The 16,015-nt window shown below is 74.0% G+C and carries 15 protein-coding genes; 5 read left to right on the forward strand and 10 right to left on the reverse strand.

Features of this window, described 5'->3' with window-relative positions; genetic code table 11:
• Positions 1 to 11: 11 nt before the first annotated feature.
• The 6 genes from L3X23_RS28740 to L3X23_RS28765 form a co-directional block, all read right to left on the reverse strand.
• The gene (locus L3X23_RS28740) at positions 12 to 257 is read right to left on the reverse strand and encodes a hypothetical protein (protein ID WP_237196080.1); all 246 of its coding nucleotides are present in this window, start codon (positions 255 to 257) and stop codon (positions 12 to 14) included.
• Positions 254 to 1,312 carry an aromatic ring-hydroxylating dioxygenase subunit alpha gene (locus tag L3X23_RS28745; protein ID WP_237196082.1) on the reverse strand — a complete coding sequence of 353 codons (1,059 nt, stop codon included), beginning with the start codon at positions 1,310 to 1,312 and terminating at the stop codon, positions 254 to 256. The genes L3X23_RS28740 and L3X23_RS28745 overlap by 4 nt, the downstream gene beginning before the upstream one ends.
• Positions 1,309 to 2,652 (reverse strand): MFS transporter, encoded by a 1,344-nt coding sequence (locus tag L3X23_RS28750; protein WP_093082941.1) that lies wholly within the window; start codon positions 2,650 to 2,652, stop codon positions 1,309 to 1,311. The genes L3X23_RS28745 and L3X23_RS28750 overlap by 4 nt, the downstream gene beginning before the upstream one ends.
• 156 nt (positions 2,653 to 2,808) lie before the next feature.
• Entirely contained in the window at positions 2,809 to 3,576 is a 768-nt protein-coding gene (locus L3X23_RS28755) for an IclR family transcriptional regulator (protein ID WP_308116954.1), read from the reverse strand.
• Between the two features lie 86 nt (positions 3,577 to 3,662).
• Entirely contained in the window at positions 3,663 to 5,063 is a 1,401-nt protein-coding gene (locus tag L3X23_RS28760) for an aspartate aminotransferase family protein (protein ID WP_237196084.1), read from the reverse strand.
• Between the two features lie 11 nt (positions 5,064 to 5,074).
• Positions 5,075 to 6,580 carry a CoA-acylating methylmalonate-semialdehyde dehydrogenase gene (locus tag L3X23_RS28765; RefSeq protein WP_237196085.1) on the reverse strand — a complete coding sequence of 502 codons (1,506 nt, stop codon included), beginning with the start codon at positions 6,578 to 6,580 and terminating at the stop codon, positions 5,075 to 5,077.
• 89 nt (positions 6,581 to 6,669) lie between these two features.
• On the opposite strand from L3X23_RS28765, the gene L3X23_RS28770 reads away from it, so the two are divergent.
• Positions 6,670 to 8,187, forward strand: a complete 1,518-nt coding sequence (locus L3X23_RS28770; protein ID WP_237196088.1) for a PucR family transcriptional regulator ligand-binding domain-containing protein — start codon at positions 6,670 to 6,672, stop codon at positions 8,185 to 8,187.
• Positions 8,188 to 8,203: 16 nt separating this feature from the next.
• Here L3X23_RS28770 and L3X23_RS28775 read toward each other — a convergent pair whose 3' ends face one another.
• Together L3X23_RS28775 and L3X23_RS28780 are read right to left on the reverse strand one after the other, a co-directional pair.
• On the reverse strand, positions 8,204 to 8,665 hold the full coding sequence (locus L3X23_RS28775; RefSeq protein WP_237196090.1) for a hypothetical protein: 462 nt from the start codon (positions 8,663 to 8,665) through the stop codon (positions 8,204 to 8,206).
• Positions 8,666 to 8,709: 44 nt separating this feature from the next.
• Positions 8,710 to 9,642, reverse strand: coding sequence for an SDR family oxidoreductase (locus L3X23_RS28780; RefSeq protein ID WP_237196091.1), 933 nt, complete (start codon positions 9,640 to 9,642; stop codon positions 8,710 to 8,712).
• 92 nt (positions 9,643 to 9,734) lie between these two features.
• On the opposite strand from L3X23_RS28780, the gene L3X23_RS28785 reads away from it, so the two are divergent.
• Complete coding sequence (locus L3X23_RS28785; RefSeq protein WP_237198148.1) at positions 9,735 to 10,568, forward strand: helix-turn-helix transcriptional regulator; 834 nt, start codon at positions 9,735 to 9,737, stop codon at positions 10,566 to 10,568.
• A gap of 24 nt (positions 10,569 to 10,592) precedes the next feature.
• Here L3X23_RS28785 and L3X23_RS28790 read toward each other — a convergent pair whose 3' ends face one another.
• A complete protein-coding gene (locus L3X23_RS28790; RefSeq protein ID WP_237196093.1) occupies positions 10,593 to 11,144 on the reverse strand; it encodes a TetR/AcrR family transcriptional regulator in 552 nt (183 codons plus the stop codon).
• A 103-nt stretch (positions 11,145 to 11,247) separates the two neighbouring features.
• Between L3X23_RS28790 and L3X23_RS28795 the strand changes: the two genes are divergently transcribed.
• From L3X23_RS28795 to L3X23_RS28805, 3 genes are read left to right on the forward strand one after another with little or no spacing between them, the layout of a single operon-like run.
• Positions 11,248 to 11,712, forward strand: a complete 465-nt coding sequence (locus tag L3X23_RS28795; RefSeq protein ID WP_237196095.1) for a (2Fe-2S)-binding protein — start codon at positions 11,248 to 11,250, stop codon at positions 11,710 to 11,712.
• On the forward strand, positions 11,699 to 12,658 hold the full coding sequence (locus L3X23_RS28800) for a xanthine dehydrogenase family protein subunit M (RefSeq protein ID WP_237196097.1): 960 nt from the start codon (positions 11,699 to 11,701) through the stop codon (positions 12,656 to 12,658). The genes L3X23_RS28795 and L3X23_RS28800 overlap by 14 nt, the downstream gene beginning before the upstream one ends.
• On the forward strand, positions 12,655 to 14,823 hold the full coding sequence (locus tag L3X23_RS28805; RefSeq protein WP_237196099.1) for a xanthine dehydrogenase family protein molybdopterin-binding subunit: 2,169 nt from the start codon (positions 12,655 to 12,657) through the stop codon (positions 14,821 to 14,823). Before L3X23_RS28800 ends, L3X23_RS28805 begins: the two co-directional genes overlap by 4 nt.
• Positions 14,824 to 14,832: 9 nt before the next feature.
• Here L3X23_RS28805 and L3X23_RS28810 read toward each other — a convergent pair whose 3' ends face one another.
• Complete coding sequence (locus L3X23_RS28810; RefSeq protein ID WP_237196100.1) at positions 14,833 to 15,891, reverse strand: hypothetical protein; 1,059 nt, start codon at positions 15,889 to 15,891, stop codon at positions 14,833 to 14,835.
• Between the last annotated feature and the right edge of the window lie 124 nt (positions 15,892 to 16,015).

Raw genomic sequence — 16,015 nt, forward strand, 5'->3', positions numbered from 1 at the left:
GATCGTCCTCCTCAGGTGTGGGCGAGGACCCGCGCGCGGTCGTCCGGCGGCGGGGCGGAGTCGCGGGGGTCGGCGTGGTGGCCGGTGGGGTGGCCGAGCAGCCACTCCCACAGCTCGACGGGGTCCTCGAAGTCCCGTTCGGCGCCGCAGTGGCAGACCGCGCGGAGCCGGTCGGTGCCCAGCACCCAGTGGATGCGGTAGACCCGCTCCCCCTCCAGGACCGGGGGCGCCTCCGGGATCTCGCCTCCCCCGGTCATCGGGCGGCCGGGGCGTTGCGCGGTGCCTCGCCGACCATCCGGGCCAGCATCCGCCGCGCCGCCAGACCACCGGTGTCGATGTTGATCGACAGCTCCTGGTAGCCCGCGGGCTCGCGCGCGACTACCTGTTCGAGCACGTCGAGGGCGACGACGTCCTGCAGGACGACGGTCCGGTTGTTCTCGGCGAGGAAGGCCGAGACCTCCTCGTCGTCGAGGGCGAAGTCGCGGGCGACCATCCAGAAGTCGTGGGTGGAGTGCTCGGTCTCCGGCGTGATGGCGTACACGACCTCGACGTGGAAGGCGTCCGGGTCCGTGCCGTCCGGGTTCGGGACCGACCCGACCGGCGCGATCCGGCTGTGCAGCTTGTACAGGCACGGCGGCGTGTACTCGATGTCCTGCCAGCGGGCGATGCGCCCCTGCAGCCCGGTCGACTTCGCGTAGAACGGCGGGCACTCGGCGTCCGCCATGTGGCGGGACACGTAGACGATCCCGGCGTCGTCGTCCACCTCGGTCGTGATCGGCGTCGAGGCCACCTCGGGGGTGCCGATGTAGCCGCCGTGCAGGTAGGTCTCGTGGGACAGGTCGAGCAGGTTGTCCACCAGCAGCGAGAACCGCGCGGCCAGCGGCTCCAGGCCGCGGACGGTCGTGTAGCCCTCGGCGTCCAGGTACGTGGCGCGCGGGATGCGCGACTCGTCGGCCAGCCCCGGATCCCCGATCCAGATCCAGACCAGCGAGTCCAGCTCCGCGACCGGGTACGAGGTGAGCCGGGCGGTGCGCGGCACGCGGGTCTGCCCAGGCACGGCCACGCACTTGCCGTCCGCGCCGTAGGTGAAGCCGTGGTAGCCGCAGACCACGGCGCCGTCGACCAGCCGGGACGGGGCCTGGGACAGCGGGAACCGGCGGTGCACGCACCGGTCGGAGTGGGCGACGACCTCGCCGGCCTCGGTGCGCCAGAACAGGATCGGCTCGTCGCAGATCGTGCGGGCGAACAGCGCGTGCTCGATCTCGGCGGAGTACGCGGCGACGTACCACTGGTTGCGCGGGATGGCGCTCACGACGGGACTCCCTCGGCTCGGGTGGTGGGGACATCGGCCGCGGTGCGCAGCCGCAGGAGGAACAGGGTGGCCGCGGCGACGACGAAGACGACGCCGAACAGCAGGTACAGCGACTGCGGGGTCCAGCCGCCGTCGAGCAGGGTGCCGGCCAGGGTGGGGGCGAGGATCGCGCCCGCGCGGCCGATCGCCAGCCCGGTGCCGACCCCGGTCGTCCGCACCGCGGACTCGTACACCGTGGGGGTCAGGGCGTAGAGGCCCGCGACGCAGCCGTTCACGAACAGCCCGATCACCACGGCGACGACCAGGGCGAACGCCAGCGACGAGGTGGTCGCGATGAAGAAGGCGAGCAGGGCCCCGGTCGCGACGAGGTAGGCGGCGAGGACGTTCCGCAGGGGGAAGCGGGCGGCCAGCAGGCCGAGCAGCGCGGCGCCGAAGATGCCGCCGACGTTCAGCAGCGTGCCGCCCGCGATGCCGGCGGTCGGGGAGAGCCCGGCCTCGGTGAGCAGGGTGGGCGTCCAGCTGGTGACGAAGTAGAAGCCCGCCATGATGCAGAAGAAGACGACCCACAGCACCAGCGTGGTGCGGCGGAGCCTCGGGGTGAGGAGCTCGCGGTAGCCCGCGGCGACTCCGCGCGGGGCCGCGGGGCGCTCGGGGAGGACGGCGAGCGCCGCGTGCCCCATCCTGGCGAGCAGGCCGTTGATCCGCTCCAGGGCCGCGGCCGGGCGGCGGGCCACGAGGAAGTCCAGCGACTCGGGCAGCCGCCACCACACCAGCGGGATGGCGAGCGCGGTCGCGAGGCCGCCGACCAGGAACACCGACCGCCAGCCGAACTGGCCGATCAGGAGCACGGCGAGCAGGCCGCCGAGGGTCGCGCCGAGGGCGTAGCCGGTCGAGTTGAGGCTGACGGCGAGTCCCCGCCACCGGGCGGAGGCGTACTCGGCGGCGATGACGTTGCTGGTGGCCAGCACGCCGCCGATGCCGATCCCGGTCAGCGCCCGCAGCCCGCCGAGCTGCCAGGCGGCCTGGCTGACCGAGGAGAGCAGCATGGCGGCCGCGGCGACCGTCAGGCAGCCGAGCACCATCGGCCTGCGGCCGATCCGGTCGGCCCACGGCGCGACGAACATCGAACCCAGCGCCATGCCGATCAGTCCGGCGGACAGCAGCAGACCGAGCTGGGCACCGGTCAGGCCCCACTCGGCCGAGACGGACTTGCCGGTGAAGGCCATCACCAGCACGTCGAAGCCGTCGATCATGTTGAGCAGCACGCAGACGACGACCGCGCTCCACTGGAAGCGGGACATGGGTCGCTCGTCGATCAGGTCGCGGACGGTGGCGCTCATCGCGGGCCACCGGGGCGGACGGGAAGGCGGGAATCACGCATGGCAGCACTCCGTTGTCGACTGCTCGGGCCCGGACGAGGTGGTGGTCGGGCCTAGGGAGGATGCGGTCCGCGCGTCACGCAGCTGAACCGGGCTTCCGGAAAATGGAAGAGTTGCTCAGTAGGGTTCGGCGAGCGCCCGGCTGATGGCCCGTGCGCTGGTCCGGACGAGCGGCACGACGGCGTGCGGGGAGACCGAGCCGTACCGGACGACGAGCGAGACCGCGGCGACGATCTGTCCGCGCTGGTCGTGGACGGGGGCGCCGACGGAGAGGGAGTCCAGCGTGACCTGCCGGTCGCTGATCGAGAACCCGTTCGTGCGGACGTCGGCGAGCATCCCGCGCAGCCGCGCGGGATCGGTGACGGTCTTCTCGGTGAAGCTCGCGATGGGCCCGCCGAGCACGTCGTCCTGGACGTCGGTGGGGGCGTGCGCGAGCAGGACCAGGCCGACCCCGGTCGCCGTGAGGGCGAAGCGCCCGCCGACGCGGGTGAGCACGGGCACGGCTCCCGAGCCCGCGATCCGCTCGACGAACACCACCTCGGTGCCCTCGCGCACGGCGAGCTGCACGTTCTCCCGGCTGATCTGGGACAGGTCCTCCAGGAAGGGCAGCGCCCGCTCGCGCAGGCCCGGGCCGCGGGGGGCCAGCGCGCCGAGCTCCCACAGCCGCAGGCCGATGTGGTAGCTCCCGTCCTCCGCCCGTTCGAGCGCGCCCCACGCCACCAGCTCGGCGACGAGTCGGTGAGCGGTCGAGAGCGGGACGCCCGCCGCGGCGGCGAGCTGGCTGAGCGTCAGCGCGCGTCTCGTGGTGGAGAAGGTGTCCAGCAGCGTGAGCGCACGCGACACGACCGGGCCGGTGGGCCCGGTCGGGTGGCCACGACGCGACACGGTGCGCTCAGTGCTCCTCGGCGGTGCGGCTGGGGGACCCGCCACTCGTACCGGTCGGCGGCCGGTCCCGTCCAGTGCCCCGACGATCAGACGACCTGCTCCGCCTGGACGAGGACGTGGCGCAGGATCGTCTCGATCTCGTCGAACTCGGCCTGGCCCGCGATCAGCGGCGGGGCCAGCTGGATCACGACGTCTCCGCGGTCGTCCGGGCGGCAGTACAGGCCGGCGTCCAGCAGGGCCCGCGGCAGGAAGCCGCGGACCAGGCGCTCGCGCTCGTCGGCACCGAAGGTCTCCCGGCTGTTCTTGTCCTTCACCAGCTCGACCGCCCAGAAGTAGCCGTCACCGCGCACGTCGCCCACGATCGGCAGGTCCAGCAGCCTGCGCAGGGTGTCCCCGAAGGCCTGCTCGTGGTCGAGCACCCGCTGGTGGAGCCCCTCGCGCTCCATCAGGTCGAGGTTGGCGAGCGCCACCGCGGCGGACACCGGGTGCCCGCCCCAGGTGTAGCCGTGCGGGAAGGTCACGCCGGGGCGCAGGAAGGGCTCCATCACGCGGTCGGAGGCGATCAGCGCGCCGAGCGGGCCGTAGCCGGAGGTCATGCCCTTGGCGCAGGTGATCAGGTCGGGGACGTAGCCGAACTTCGCGCAGGCGAAGGTGTGGCCGTGCCTGCCGAAGGCGCAGATCACCTCGTCGGACACGAGCAGCACGTCGTGCCGGTCGCAGATCTCGCGGACGCGCGCGAAGTAGCCGGGCGGCGGGGTGAGGCAGCCGCCGGAGTTCTGCACGGGCTCGAGCACCACGGCCGCCACGGTGTCGGCGCCCTCGAACAGGATCGCCTCCTCGATGCGGTCGGCGGCCCAGCGGCCGAAGGCCGCCTGCCCCTCCGCGTCGTCGGCGAACTCGGGGTGGCGGTAGCGGTTGGTGTTGGGCACCCGGAAGCCGCCGGGGGCGAGGGGCTCGAAGTCCTTCTTCATCATCGGCAGGCCGGTGATGGCCATGGCGCCGTGCGGGGTGCCGTGGTAGGCCACCGACCGGCTGATCACCTTGTGCTTCAACGGCTTCCCGACGAGCTTGAAGTACTGCTTCGCCACCTTCCACGCCGACTCGACGGCCTCGCCGCCGCCCGAGGTGAAGAAGACCCGGTTGAGGTCGCCGGGCGCGAGGTGGGCCAGCCGCTCGGCGAGCGCGGCGGCGGGCGGCGTCGTGTAGCCCCAGACGGGGAAGTAGGCGAGCTCCGCGGCCTGCTTCGCCGCGACCTCGGCGAGCTCGCGGCGCCCGTGCCCGGCCTGCACGACGAACAGGCCGGCGAGCCCGTCGAGGATCGTGCGCCCGCGGGAGTCGGTGAGCCGCACGCCCTCGCCCTTGGTGATCACCGGGACGGGGTTGTCGGGCCCGTAGGCGCCGGAGCGGGCGAAGTGCATCCAGAGGTGGCGGGCGGCGGCCTCGGCAGCCGGGTGCGCCGGGGCGGTCGGGTTCTCGACGGCGGTCATGGCTGCTCCTGTCAGGCGTTCTGGGGGAATCCGAGGTTGATCCCGCCGTGGCTCGGGTCGAGCCAGCGGGTGGTGACGACCTTGCCGCGGGTGAAGAAGTGGAAGCCGTCGGTGCCGTGGGCGTGGGTGTCGCCGAACAGCGAGCTCTTCCAGCCGCCGAAGGAGTAGTAGGCCATCGGGACCGGCACCGGCACGTTCACCCCGACCATCCCGACCTCGATCTCGGTCTGGAACCGCCGGGCCGCGCCGCCGTCGTTGGTGAAGATCGCCGTGCCGTTGCCGTACGGGTTGGCGTTGACCAGCTCGACGGCCTCGTCGAAGGTGTCCACCCGGACCACCGACAGCACGGGGCCGAAGATCTCGTCGGTGTAGATCGTCATGTCGGGCGTGACGTGGTCGAACAGGGTGGGCCCGACGAAGAACCCCGCACCGTCGGCGTCGTAGGAACCCGCCCGCCCGTCGACCACCACCGTGGCGCCCGCGGCCTGTCCGGCGTCGATGTAGCCCGACACCCGCTCCTGCGCCGCCCTGGTCACCAGCGGTCCCATGTCGCAGCCCCGGGTCCCGTCACCGGTCCGCAGGGCCACGGCGCGGTCCGCGATCCGCGCGACCAGCTCGTCGGCGATGTCGCCCACCGCGACCAGCGCGGAGATCGCCATGCAGCGCTCGCCCGCCGAGCCGAAGCCCGCGTTGACCGCCTGGTCGGCGGCCAGGTCGAGGTCGGCGTCGGGCAGGACCACCATGTGGTTCTTCGCCCCGCCCAGGGCCTGCACCCGCTTGCCGTGCGCGGTGCCGGTCTCGTAGACGTAGCGCGCGATCGGGGTGGAGCCGACGAAGCTGATGCTCCTGACGTCCGGTGAGGTCAGGAGTGCGTCGACGGCGGTCTTGTCGCCGTTGAGGACGTTGAACACGCCGTCGGGCAGCCCCGCCTCCTTCCACAGCTCGGCGATCCACAGCGCCGCGCTCGGCACCTTCTCCGAGGGCTTGAGCACCACGGTGTTGCCCGCGGCGATCGCGATGGGGAAGAACCACATCGGCACCATGGCCGGGAAGTTGAACGGCGAGACGATGCCCACGACGCCCAGTGGCTGCCGGATCGAGGCGACGTCCACCCCGGTGGAGGCGTTCTGCGTGGCCGACCCCTTGAGCAGGTGCGGTGCCCCGCAGGCGAACTCCACGACCTCCTGGCCGCGGGCGACCTCGCCCGCGGCGTCGGAGAGGACCTTGCCGTGCTCGGCGGTGATGAGCGCCGCCAGCTCCCCGGCGCGTTCGTCGAGCAGCTGCCGGAAGGTGAACAGGATCCGGGTCCGTCGGGCCAGGGAGGTGTCCCGCCATCCCGGGAAGGCGGCCTTCGCGGCGGCGATCACCTCGGCCGCCTCCTGCTCCGACGCCAGCGGCAGGGACGCGGTCACCTCGCCGGTCGCGGGGTTGGTGACGTCGGAGAACCGGCCGGACTTGCCGTCGACCTTCTGGCCGTCGGCCCAGTGGGAGAGCACGGGGACTGCAGCGGGTGCCATGGTCCGAGTCTGGGCGCGCTCCGGGATCGACTCAGGTGGCGATCTGTCAGGATCCTGGCCCGAATCCGACGATCTGTCATGCTGGCGGCGTGTTCACCACCGTCGCGGAGGTCCTCGAGCTCCCCGTCCTGCAGGCGGGGGCGCCGGTGGTGCGCGCCGGGCGCGAGGCGCTGGGCGCGCCGGTCCGCTGGGTGCACGTCAGCGAGCAGCGCGATCCCGCGGGCACGCTGGCGACCGGCGTGCTGGTGCTGTCGATCGGGGTGGTCGTCAGCGACCCCTCCGTCAGCCCGACCCGGTACCTGGCCGCGCTGCGGGAGGGCGGCGCGGTGGCGCTCGTCGTCGAGCTGGGGCAGCACCTGCGCGCGGTCCCGGCACCGTGGGTGCAGGCCGCCCGGGCGCTCGGGTTCCCGCTGGTCGAGCTGCGGCGGACGGTCCGGTTCGTCGAGATCACCGAGGCCGTGCACGTCCGCATCGTCGGGCGGCAGTACGAGCGCCTGGCCTTCGCGGAGCGGGTGGCGACGGTGTTCCGCGGGCTGGCCGCGGACGCGGTGGCGGCCGAGGTCGTGGTCGCCGAGGCCGCGGAGCTGCTGGCCGCGCCGGTGGTGCTCGAAGACGTCGGGCACCGGGCGCTCGCGGTGGCGGGCGGACCGGCGGAGGAGGTGCTGCGGGACTGGGGCGCCCGCTCGCGGCACGCCCCGACGGGCGTGCCCGGCGGCGGCCCGCAGGGATGGTCGAGCGTGCCGGTCGGGCGGCGGCGGGCCCGCTGGGGGCGGCTCGTGGTCCCGGTCCGCCTCGAGGACGACGAGCGGGCGCGGCTGGTCCTCGACCACGCCGCCGACACACTGACCGTCGCGGCGCTGCTGCGGGGGGATGCGGGTGGTGCCGTGCGTGCCGCCGTGGACCGGTGGCTCGAGGACCTGCTCGCCACCGCCCCCGCCGGGGAGGGCACGCTGCAGGCCCGTGCCCGTGCGCTCGGCCTCCCGGCGGACGGGCCGTACGAGGTGCTCGCGGTGGCGGGCGGCGGGGCCGGGACGGCGCAGGCGCTGGCCGCGGCGGCGCCGACCGCGTTGACCGGCGTCGCGGGCGGGTGTGTGCTCGCGGTCCTGGCGGGCGCCGCGAGCCTCCCGCCGAACACGGTGGGGACCGCGGTGGCAGGCGCCGCCTCCGCCGCGACCTTCTCCGAGCTGTCGGACGCCGTCGTCGCCGCCTGCCGCGCGGCCCTGGCGGCCGCCGCCACCGGTGCCCCGCCGACCGAGGCCCCGTGGCGGCCCGCGGACCTGGGGGTGCGAGGCCTGGTGTGGGACCTGCGCACCGATCCCGCGCTGCTGCGGTTCGTCGAGTCCGAGCTGACGCCGGTCCTCGCCCTGGGCGACCGGCGGCGCGCCGAGCTCCTCGCGGACGCAAGGGCCTTCACCGAGGCGGACGGGGTCGTGGCGGCCTTCGCCGAGCGGATCGGGGTGAGCCGCGCCGCGGCCTACGCCCGCGCCGACCGGCTGTCCGCGGCCCTGGGGCGAGACGTCCGGCAGCCGATGGTGCGCCTCGCCCTGCACCTCGCCCTGCTGGGGCGGGCGGCGAGCGCCGCGCGCGGCGCCCCGGCGGACGCGTGAGCACGCGGTCGACGCGTCAGCGCCGGTAGGTGAGCCGGAAGTCCAGCTCCCACGTCCGTCCGCCGTCGTGGGACTGCTCCCAGCGGCCGTCAATGGTCGAGGCGTCCGGGGAGAACTCGCCGACGAAGCGTTGGGCGAAGTCGAGCGGGCTGAAGTCGGCCTCGGTGCGCACCAGCGTCCAGACGCCGCCGGTCAGGGTCATGCGGTGCAGCCGGGTGACCCCGCGGGAGTCGTAGTAGTGCTGCAGGTACGCGTCCTCGTGGGGGGCGATCACGAGCATGCTGTCCGGGATCGGGTCCGGCGCGTCGGAACGCCCCACCAGGTAGGCGCCGCGCAGCGCCCACTCGAAGCGCACCCGGCCCTCCAGGGAGCCCGGGTCGGCGATGCCCCACGCGGGCGGCGGTGTCGGCCGGATCGTCCACGTGCCCTCGAGGACGTCGAGGGCGGCGAGTGCCTGGCTGCGGTCGGCGGTGCTCATGTGAGGGGGACCGCGCCGGCCCCCGGAACTCATCGCCGAGTGCCTCAGCGGCTCGGGACGGCCACCTTCGTGAGCTCCTCGGACACCGTCCACAGCCGGGCGGCGTCCTCGGCGCTGCGCAGGGGGCGGTACAGCGTCGCGGGCGCGGGCCCGCCGCCGAGCCCGCCGAGCCCCTTCGGCCCGTAGAACTCGCCGCCCTTCGCCGTCGTCGTCGCGGCGAGCAGGGCGGGCAGCCCCGCGGACTCGGGGGTGCCGAGCAGGATCCCCCGCCGGGACAGTGCGCGGATGACCTTGACCTCGGTCGTGTCCTCCGTCCGGCCCACCTCGGGGCGAGCCGCCAGCAGGTTCGTCGGGGCCACGCCCGGGTGGGAGAGCACGCTGGTGATCCCCCAACCCTCCGCCCGGCTGCGGCGATCGAGCTCGAGTCCGAACAGCCCACACGCGACCTTGGACTGGCCGTAGGCGCGGCTGCCGTCGTAGGAGCGTTCCCAGTTGAGGTCCTCCCAGTGCATCGCGCCGCGGCGGGCGGCGATGCTGACCTGGGTCACCACCCGGGCGCGACCGGCGCGCAGCAGCGGCAGCAGGTGCCCGACCAGGGCGAAGTGGCCGAGGTGGTTGGTGCCGAACTGCAGCTCGAACCCGTCCGCCGTGGTCTGGTGGTCCGGTGGGGTCATGACGCCCGCGTTCGCGATCAGGAGGTGCAGCGGCCGGTCCTCGGCGACCAGCTCCGCCCCCAGGGCGGCCACGGAGTCCAGTGAGGACAGGTCGAGGGCGCGCAGCTCGACGGTCGCGCCGGGCGCCGCGGACCGGATGCGGGCCAGGGCGGCCTCGCCCTTGCGCGGGTTGCGGACCGGCAGGATCAGCTCGGCGCCCGCGGCGGCGAGCCGGGTCGCGATGCCCAGGCCGATGCCGTCGCTCCCGCCGGTGAGCAGAGCGCGGGTCCCGGTCAGGTCCGGGAGGGTGATGTCGGGTGCCATGGCCCCAGTCTGCGCAGGCGCGCGATCCGCAACCACGGCCTGACGATCCGTGGTTGCGGAGTCCACCCGAACGGTAGGAAGGAACGGTGCAGATCGACCGACCCGGCCTGGCGGAGTTCCTGCGACTGCGTCGCGAGGCCTTGCAACCCGAGGACGTCGGCCTCCCGCGGGGGCAGCGCAGGCGCACCGCGGGCCTGCGCCGCGAGGAGGTCGCGGCGCTCTGTCACATGTCGACGGACTTCTACTCGCGCATCGAGCGGCAGCGGGGCCCGCAGCCCTCGGCGCAGATGGTCGCCGCCATGGCGCAGGGCCTGCACCTCTCGCTCGAGGAGCGCGACCACCTGTTCCTCCTCGCCGGGCACCAGCCGCCCCTGCGCGGGGCGGGCGGCGACCACGTCAGCCCGGGCATGCTGCGGGTGTTCGACCGGCTCGTCGACACCCCCGTCGAGATCGTGACCGAGCTCGGAGAGACGTTGCGGCAGAACGCGTTCGGGGTGGCCCTCACCGGCGACACCAGCCGCTTCACCGGCCTGCACCGCAGCATCGGCTACCGCTGGTTCGCCGATCGCTCCAGCCGCGCGCTCTACGCCGAGGAGGACCACCCGTTCCTCTCCCGCCTGTGGGTCTCCGCGCTGCGGCAGGTCGCCACCCTCCGCGGCCCCGGCTCACGCGCGGCGACGATGGTCGAGCTGCTCTCCGACGACGCCGAGTTCGGGGCGCTGTGGGCCGAACACGAGGTCGGGCTCCAGCCTCGCGAGCACAAGCGCTTCGTCCATCCCGAGGTCGGCGTCCTGGAGCTGACCTGCCAGACCCTCCTCGACCCGGTCCAGTCCCACGCGCTGCTGGTCTACACCGCCTCGCCGGGGAGCGAGAGCGCGGAGAAGCTCCAGCTGTTGTCCGTCATCGGGGCGCAGAGCCTCGCGTGACCGTCGTGGCGCGCTCCCGCGAGGTCAGGTCGCGATCCCGCGCCACACCAGCTCGGTGAGGTCTTCGGCGGCGCGCCGCCCGGCCTCGTCCGGGCCGAGGAAGAACAGGCCGCCGAGGGCGCGCAGCACCGTCTCGGGATCGGTGTCGGGTCGGACGGTGCCCGCGGCGATGTTGGCGCGCAGCAGCTCCGCCCCGGCCTCCACCATCGACCGGTAGGCCCCCTCGGCGGCGAGGCTGGCGGTCTGGAGCGCTTCGGCCAGGCCGCGCTTGGTCCTCATGTAGTGCGCGAGGTACTCGGTCACCCAGAGCCGGAAGGCCTGCTCGGGGGTGTGGTCGGCCAGCAGCCCCGGCACGGCCGCGATCAGGTGGCCGACCTCGCGCTCGTACACCGCCAGCACCAGGGCGTCCTGGGTGGGGAAGTGCCGGTACACGGTGCCGACGCCGACCCCCGCGGCCTTCGCCACGGCGTTGAACGAGAGTTCGCCGGTGGCGACCGCGGCGGCGGCCACGCCCAGGATCCGGTCCCGGTTGCGTCGGGTGTCCGCCCGACGCAGGCTGACCGAACTCGAGGACATCCGGTCACGGTAGCTCAGCGCGGGTCCGCGTTGCGGAGCGGATAAGTATCCGCTAGCGTCGGGTGCGGCGCCGACCCCCCTTCCACCACATCGGAAGCGAATCGTGGACATCACCCTCGAAGTCAATGGCGAAACCCGACACCTCAGCATCGACCCCGGGGTCACCCTGCTCGACGCGTTGCGCGAACGGCTCGGGATCACCGGACCCAAGAAGGGGTGTGATCGCGGTCAGTGCGGTGCGTGCACCGTGCACGTCGACGGTCGACCGGTCCTCGCGTGCCTCACCCTCGCCGCCACCGTGCGGGAGCCGGTCCGGACCGTGGAGGGCCTCGCCGAGGACGGGCGACCGCACCCGGTCCAGCAGGCCTTCGCCGAGCAGGACGCCCTGCAGTGCGGTTTCTGCACGTCGGGGCAGGTCATGTCGGCCGTCGCCGCCGTGGAGCAGGAGGTGGCGGACGTCCGGGAGTTCATGTCCGGGAACCTCTGCCGCTGCGCGGCCTACCCCAACATCGTCGCGGCGGTCGAGCAGGCCCGGTCGACCAAGGAGAGCGCCGATGCGCGCGTTTGAGCTCACCGCACCCACCACGCTCGACGAGGCGCTGACCTCCGGGGCGACCGCCCTGGCGGGCGGGACCACGCTCGTCGACCTCATGAAGCTGGACGTCCTGACCCCGCCCCGGGTCGTCGACATCAACGCGCTGCCGTTGCGCGGGATCGAGGTCGATCCCGCGGGCGATCTGCGCATCGGCGCCCTGGAACGGATGAGCGCGGTCGCCGCGCACCCACAGGTGTACCCGGTGATCAGCCGGGCGCTGCTGCTCAGCGCCTCCCAGCAGCTGCGCAACATGGCGAGCATCGGCGGGAACCTGATGCAGCGCACCCGGTGCGGCTACTTCCGGGACGTCGCGATGCCGTGCAACCGCCGCGATCCGGGCAGCGGCTGCCCCGCGATCGAGGGCGCCAACCGGATGCACGCGGTGCTGGGCACCAGCGACGCCTGCGTGGCCACGCACGCCAGCGACCTCGCCGTCGCGCTCGTGGCGCTCGACGCGCGGATCGAGCTGGTCTCGGCGCAGGGCGGGCGCTCCGTCGCCCTCGCCGACTTCTACCGCCTGCCGGGCGACACCCCCGAGCGCGAGCACGACCTCCGACCGGGCGAGCTGATCGGCGAGATCGTGGTCCCGCGCCTGGACTGGGCCGCGCGCTCGACGTATGTGAAGGTGCGGGACCGGCAGTCCTACGAGTTCGCGCTGTGCTCGGTGGCGGTGGCGCTCGACGTCCGGGACGGTCGGGTCGCCGACGTCCGGATCGCCGCGGGCGGTGTGGGCACCGTGCCGTGGCGGCTCACCGCGGTGGAGGCGGCCCTGCGCGGCGGCCCCGCGGACGAGGCGGCCTTCGAGGCCGCCGCGCAGGTGGCCGCCGACGGGGCGCGGCCCCTGTCGCACAACGGGTACAAGACGGCGCTGCTGCCGCGGACCGTCGTCCGGGCACTGCTCGAGGTGAGCCGAGGATGACCATGCGAACCGATGCTCCGCTCAAGACCTCCGGGGCCGCGCGCTACGGCCTCGACGTCACCCCGCCCGGCACGGTCTACGGCTACGTCGTGACCAGCACGATCGCGCACGGCGAGATCACCGCGATGGACGTGGCGGCGGTCCGGGCGGCACCGGGCGTGCTCGCGGTGTACACCCCGTTCGACCCGCTCCCGCTGCGGACGCCGATGTCGCCCCTCCTCGGCGAGACGTGGGTCCCGTTGCAGGACACCGAGGTCACCTACTACGGCCAGCCCGTCGGGTTCGTCGTCGCGGAGACCTTCGAGCAGGCCCGCGACGCCGCGCTGCTCGTCGAGGTCACCTACGACCGGCGACCGGCGCGGACCTCCCTGCACGCCGGTCTCGCCGACGCTCTGGACGCCCCGCCCTCGCTGCACGGGGAGCCGCCGACGCTCCAGGTCCTCGCCGACGGCGTGGAGTCCATCGAGGACGCCCTGGCCGCGAGCGCCGTCCGGGTCGACGCGACGTACGAGACCGCCACCCAGAACCACGCCGCGATGGAGCCGCACTCCGCGGTCGCGGTGTGGGAGGACGGGCGGCTGACCCTCTACAGCGGGACGCAGGGCTCGGACCTGCAGGCGGCGCAGCTGGCCCAGGCCCTGGACGTCGAGCCGGCACGGGTGCGGGCGGTGAACCCGTTCGTCGGCGGGGCGTTCGGGGGCAAGGGGCACGCGGGGGTGTCCGCGTTCCTCGGCGCGGCCGCGGCTCGCGACCTCGGCCGGCCGGTGAAGGCGGCGCTCACCCGCGAGCAGGTGTTCACCGCGACCGCCACCCGGCCCGCCACCGTGCAGCGCCTGCGGATCGGCGCGGACGCCGACGGTCGCCTGACCGCGTTGGCGCACGACTCCTGGTCCTCGACCACCGCGACGCCGTCCTTCGTGGAGCCGACCTCGCACGGCACGTCGCGCGAGTGGTACACCACGCCGAACCTGGCGATCACCCAGAAGATGGTGCCGCTGCACGTCCCGCCGACCACCTTCATGCGGGCGCCGGGCGAGGCCCCCGGGTCGTTCGCGTTGGAGAGCGCGATGGACGAGCTCGCGGTGGCGCTGGGCATGGACCCCGTCGAGCTCCGGCTGCGCAACAGCTCGATCGCGCCGCCCGGCAGGGACCTGCAGTGGTCCAGCAAGCATCTCGACGAGTGCTTCACGCTGGGCGCGCAGCGGTTCGGGTGGGCGCAGCGCCACCGCCGCCGGGGCGACGGCGACTGGCTCGTCGGGTACGGCACGGCCACCGCGATGTTCCCGGCGCTGCGGTTCCCCTGCGCGGTGCGGATCACGCTGCGCCCGGACGACACGGCCGAGGTCGCGACGAGCGGCGCCGACCCCGGCACGGGGCTGCGCACCGTGCTGTCGCTGTTCGGTGCGGAGGCGCTGGCGATCCCGCCGGAGCGGGTCGAGGCCGCGCTGGGTGACTCGACCCTGCCCCCGGGCGGCATGTCCGGCGGCTCGACGGCGACCGCGTCGGTGGGCTCGGCGATCGCGGTGGGCGCGCCCGCGGTGATCGACGCGCTGGTCGCGGTGGCCACCGGGCCGGGCGGGCTGTTCGCGGGCCGGGAGGTCGCCTACGCCGACGGGCGGGTGTTCGCCGAGGGGGACAGCGCCACGTTCGGCGAGGTCCTGCGGGCCGCCGGACGGGACGAGGTCACCGCGATCGGGACCTCCGCGCCGGGCGAGGAGATGACCAAGCACTCCTTCAGCTCGTTCGGTGCCCAGTTCTGCGAGGTCCGCGTGCACCGCTGGACGCGCGAGGTGCGCATGTCCCGCATGCTCGGGGTGTTCGACGCCGGGCGGATCATCCACGAGCAGGCTGCCCGCAGCCAGATCATGGGCGGCATGATCTGGGGCGTCTCGGCGGCGCTGCACGAGGGCCTGGAGATCGAGGAGAGCGGGCGCCCGGCCAACGGCGACTTCGCGAGCTACCTGATCCCGGTCAACGCCGACATCCCGACCGTGGACGTCGAGTTCGTGCGCTACCCCGACACACTGCACAACCCGGTGGGGGCGCGGGGGCTGGGCGAGATCGCGGTCGTCGGCGTGGCGGCGGCCGTCGCCAACGCGGTGTACGACGCCACCGGCATCCGGGTGCGCCGGATCCCGATCGTGCTGGAGGACCTCCTGGAGTGAGCCGCCTCGCTACTGCGGCAGCGCGGCGATCACCTTCCGCAGCACGGGCTCGTAGGCGGCGCCGCCGAGGCGTTCGAAGCTGCTCATCGTCACGGTGAAGCCGTACTTCGTGCCGACGACGTTCGCCTCGGCCTGCAGCTCGCGGTAGGCGAGGTAGGACTTCGTGCCGGTGTCGAGGTCGACGACCTGGTCGTAGGACCGGGTGGCCGTGTCGCGGCTGTAGTCGTAGGTGACCTCGGCGGCCGTCGCCGAGCTGCCCGTGACCGAGAACTGGGCGACGCCCTTGCCGTCCCCGAACAGGCAGTTCCCGGAGTCCACCATGGGCTGTCCGACGAGGTCGGACACCTGGGCCGCGGTGAAGGGGCAGTCCGGGGGAGCGACGGCGGCGGGGAACCCGGTGTCGTTCGAGTCGTCGGTCAGGGGGTCGTCCGCGGCGACCCCGCCGTCGTCCGCCCCGGAGGCGGATCCGCCGACGAGGCCGCCGAGCACGGGCTGGAGCGGGCCGAGCGGACCGCCGAGCAGCACGTAGCCGACGCCGCCGCCGATCACCAGCACGGCGGCGACCAGCACGGCGATCAGCGTGGTGGGTCTGCGCCGCGGCGGCTCGGGGTCGCCGAGGCGGGGCGGGGCGAGCCTGCCCGCCGGGGCACCCGTGTCGTACATCCGGTCCTGCGGGCCGGTGCCCGGTGGCGGGCCGAAATGTGGAGGCGGTCCGTAGCCCGGGGGCGGGTACCCCGGGGTTCCCTGGGGCGGCGGCCCGTAGCCCTGGGCCGGTCCGTAGCCCTGGCCGGGGTGACCGCCCGGCCCCTGCGGCGGTGGCCCGTAGCCGGGGGGCGGCGCATAGCCCTGAGGTGGGCCGTAGCCCTGCGGCGGGCCGTAGCTCTGGGGGCCGTAGCTCTGCGGGCCTGAGTTCGGTGGCGGGCCGTACCCCGGACGGGGTCCCTGCTGCGGTCCGGCCGAGCCCGGGGGTGGACCCTGCGGGGCCGGTTGTCCCGCCTGGTCGAGGGGCTGCCACTCCGAGGGCACGCGGGGTGGGCCGTCGAAGTGCCGGTCCGGGTCGTCCGCCATCGTGCGCTCCTCGGTCGGGAGGTCGGGGCCGAACCCGGCCGTCGCCGAGGACTCGACGGGGGACGGGAGTCCGTGAGCACTCTGTGACGAGCGTCACGTCACTATGTAACTTGGTCCTTAATTA

Source organism: Pseudonocardia sp. WMMC193, from assembly GCF_021728735.1.
In the GTDB taxonomy this organism is placed as follows: domain Bacteria; phylum Actinomycetota; class Actinomycetes; order Mycobacteriales; family Pseudonocardiaceae; genus Pseudonocardia; species Pseudonocardia oroxyli.

What these genes read in the sequence shown, in the direction of transcription:
- L3X23_RS28810 (WP_237196100.1), bottom strand. Translation starts at nt 15,891, where the DNA reads ATGGCGGACGACCCGGACCGGCACTTCGACGGCCCACCCCGCGTGCCC.
- L3X23_RS28800 (WP_237196097.1), top strand. Translation starts at nt 11,699, where the DNA reads ATGCGCGCGTTTGAGCTCACCGCACCCACCACGCTCGACGAGGCGCTG.
- L3X23_RS28750 (WP_093082941.1), bottom strand. Translation starts at nt 2,652, where the DNA reads ATGAGCGCCACCGTCCGCGACCTGATCGACGAGCGACCCATGTCCCGC.
- L3X23_RS28775 (WP_237196090.1), bottom strand. Translation starts at nt 8,665, where the DNA reads ATGAGCACCGCCGACCGCAGCCAGGCACTCGCCGCCCTCGACGTCCTC.
- L3X23_RS28790 (WP_237196093.1), bottom strand. Translation starts at nt 11,144, where the DNA reads ATGTCCTCGAGTTCGGTCAGCCTGCGTCGGGCGGACACCCGACGCAAC.
- L3X23_RS28805 (WP_237196099.1), top strand. Translation starts at nt 12,655, where the DNA reads ATGACCATGCGAACCGATGCTCCGCTCAAGACCTCCGGGGCCGCGCGC.
- L3X23_RS28780 (WP_237196091.1), bottom strand. Translation starts at nt 9,642, where the DNA reads ATGGCACCCGACATCACCCTCCCGGACCTGACCGGGACCCGCGCTCTG.
- L3X23_RS28765 (WP_237196085.1), bottom strand. Translation starts at nt 6,580, where the DNA reads ATGGCACCCGCTGCAGTCCCCGTGCTCTCCCACTGGGCCGACGGCCAG.
- L3X23_RS28760 (WP_237196084.1), bottom strand. Translation starts at nt 5,063, where the DNA reads ATGACCGCCGTCGAGAACCCGACCGCCCCGGCGCACCCGGCTGCCGAG.
- L3X23_RS28740 (WP_237196080.1), bottom strand. Translation starts at nt 257, where the DNA reads ATGACCGGGGGAGGCGAGATCCCGGAGGCGCCCCCGGTCCTGGAGGGG.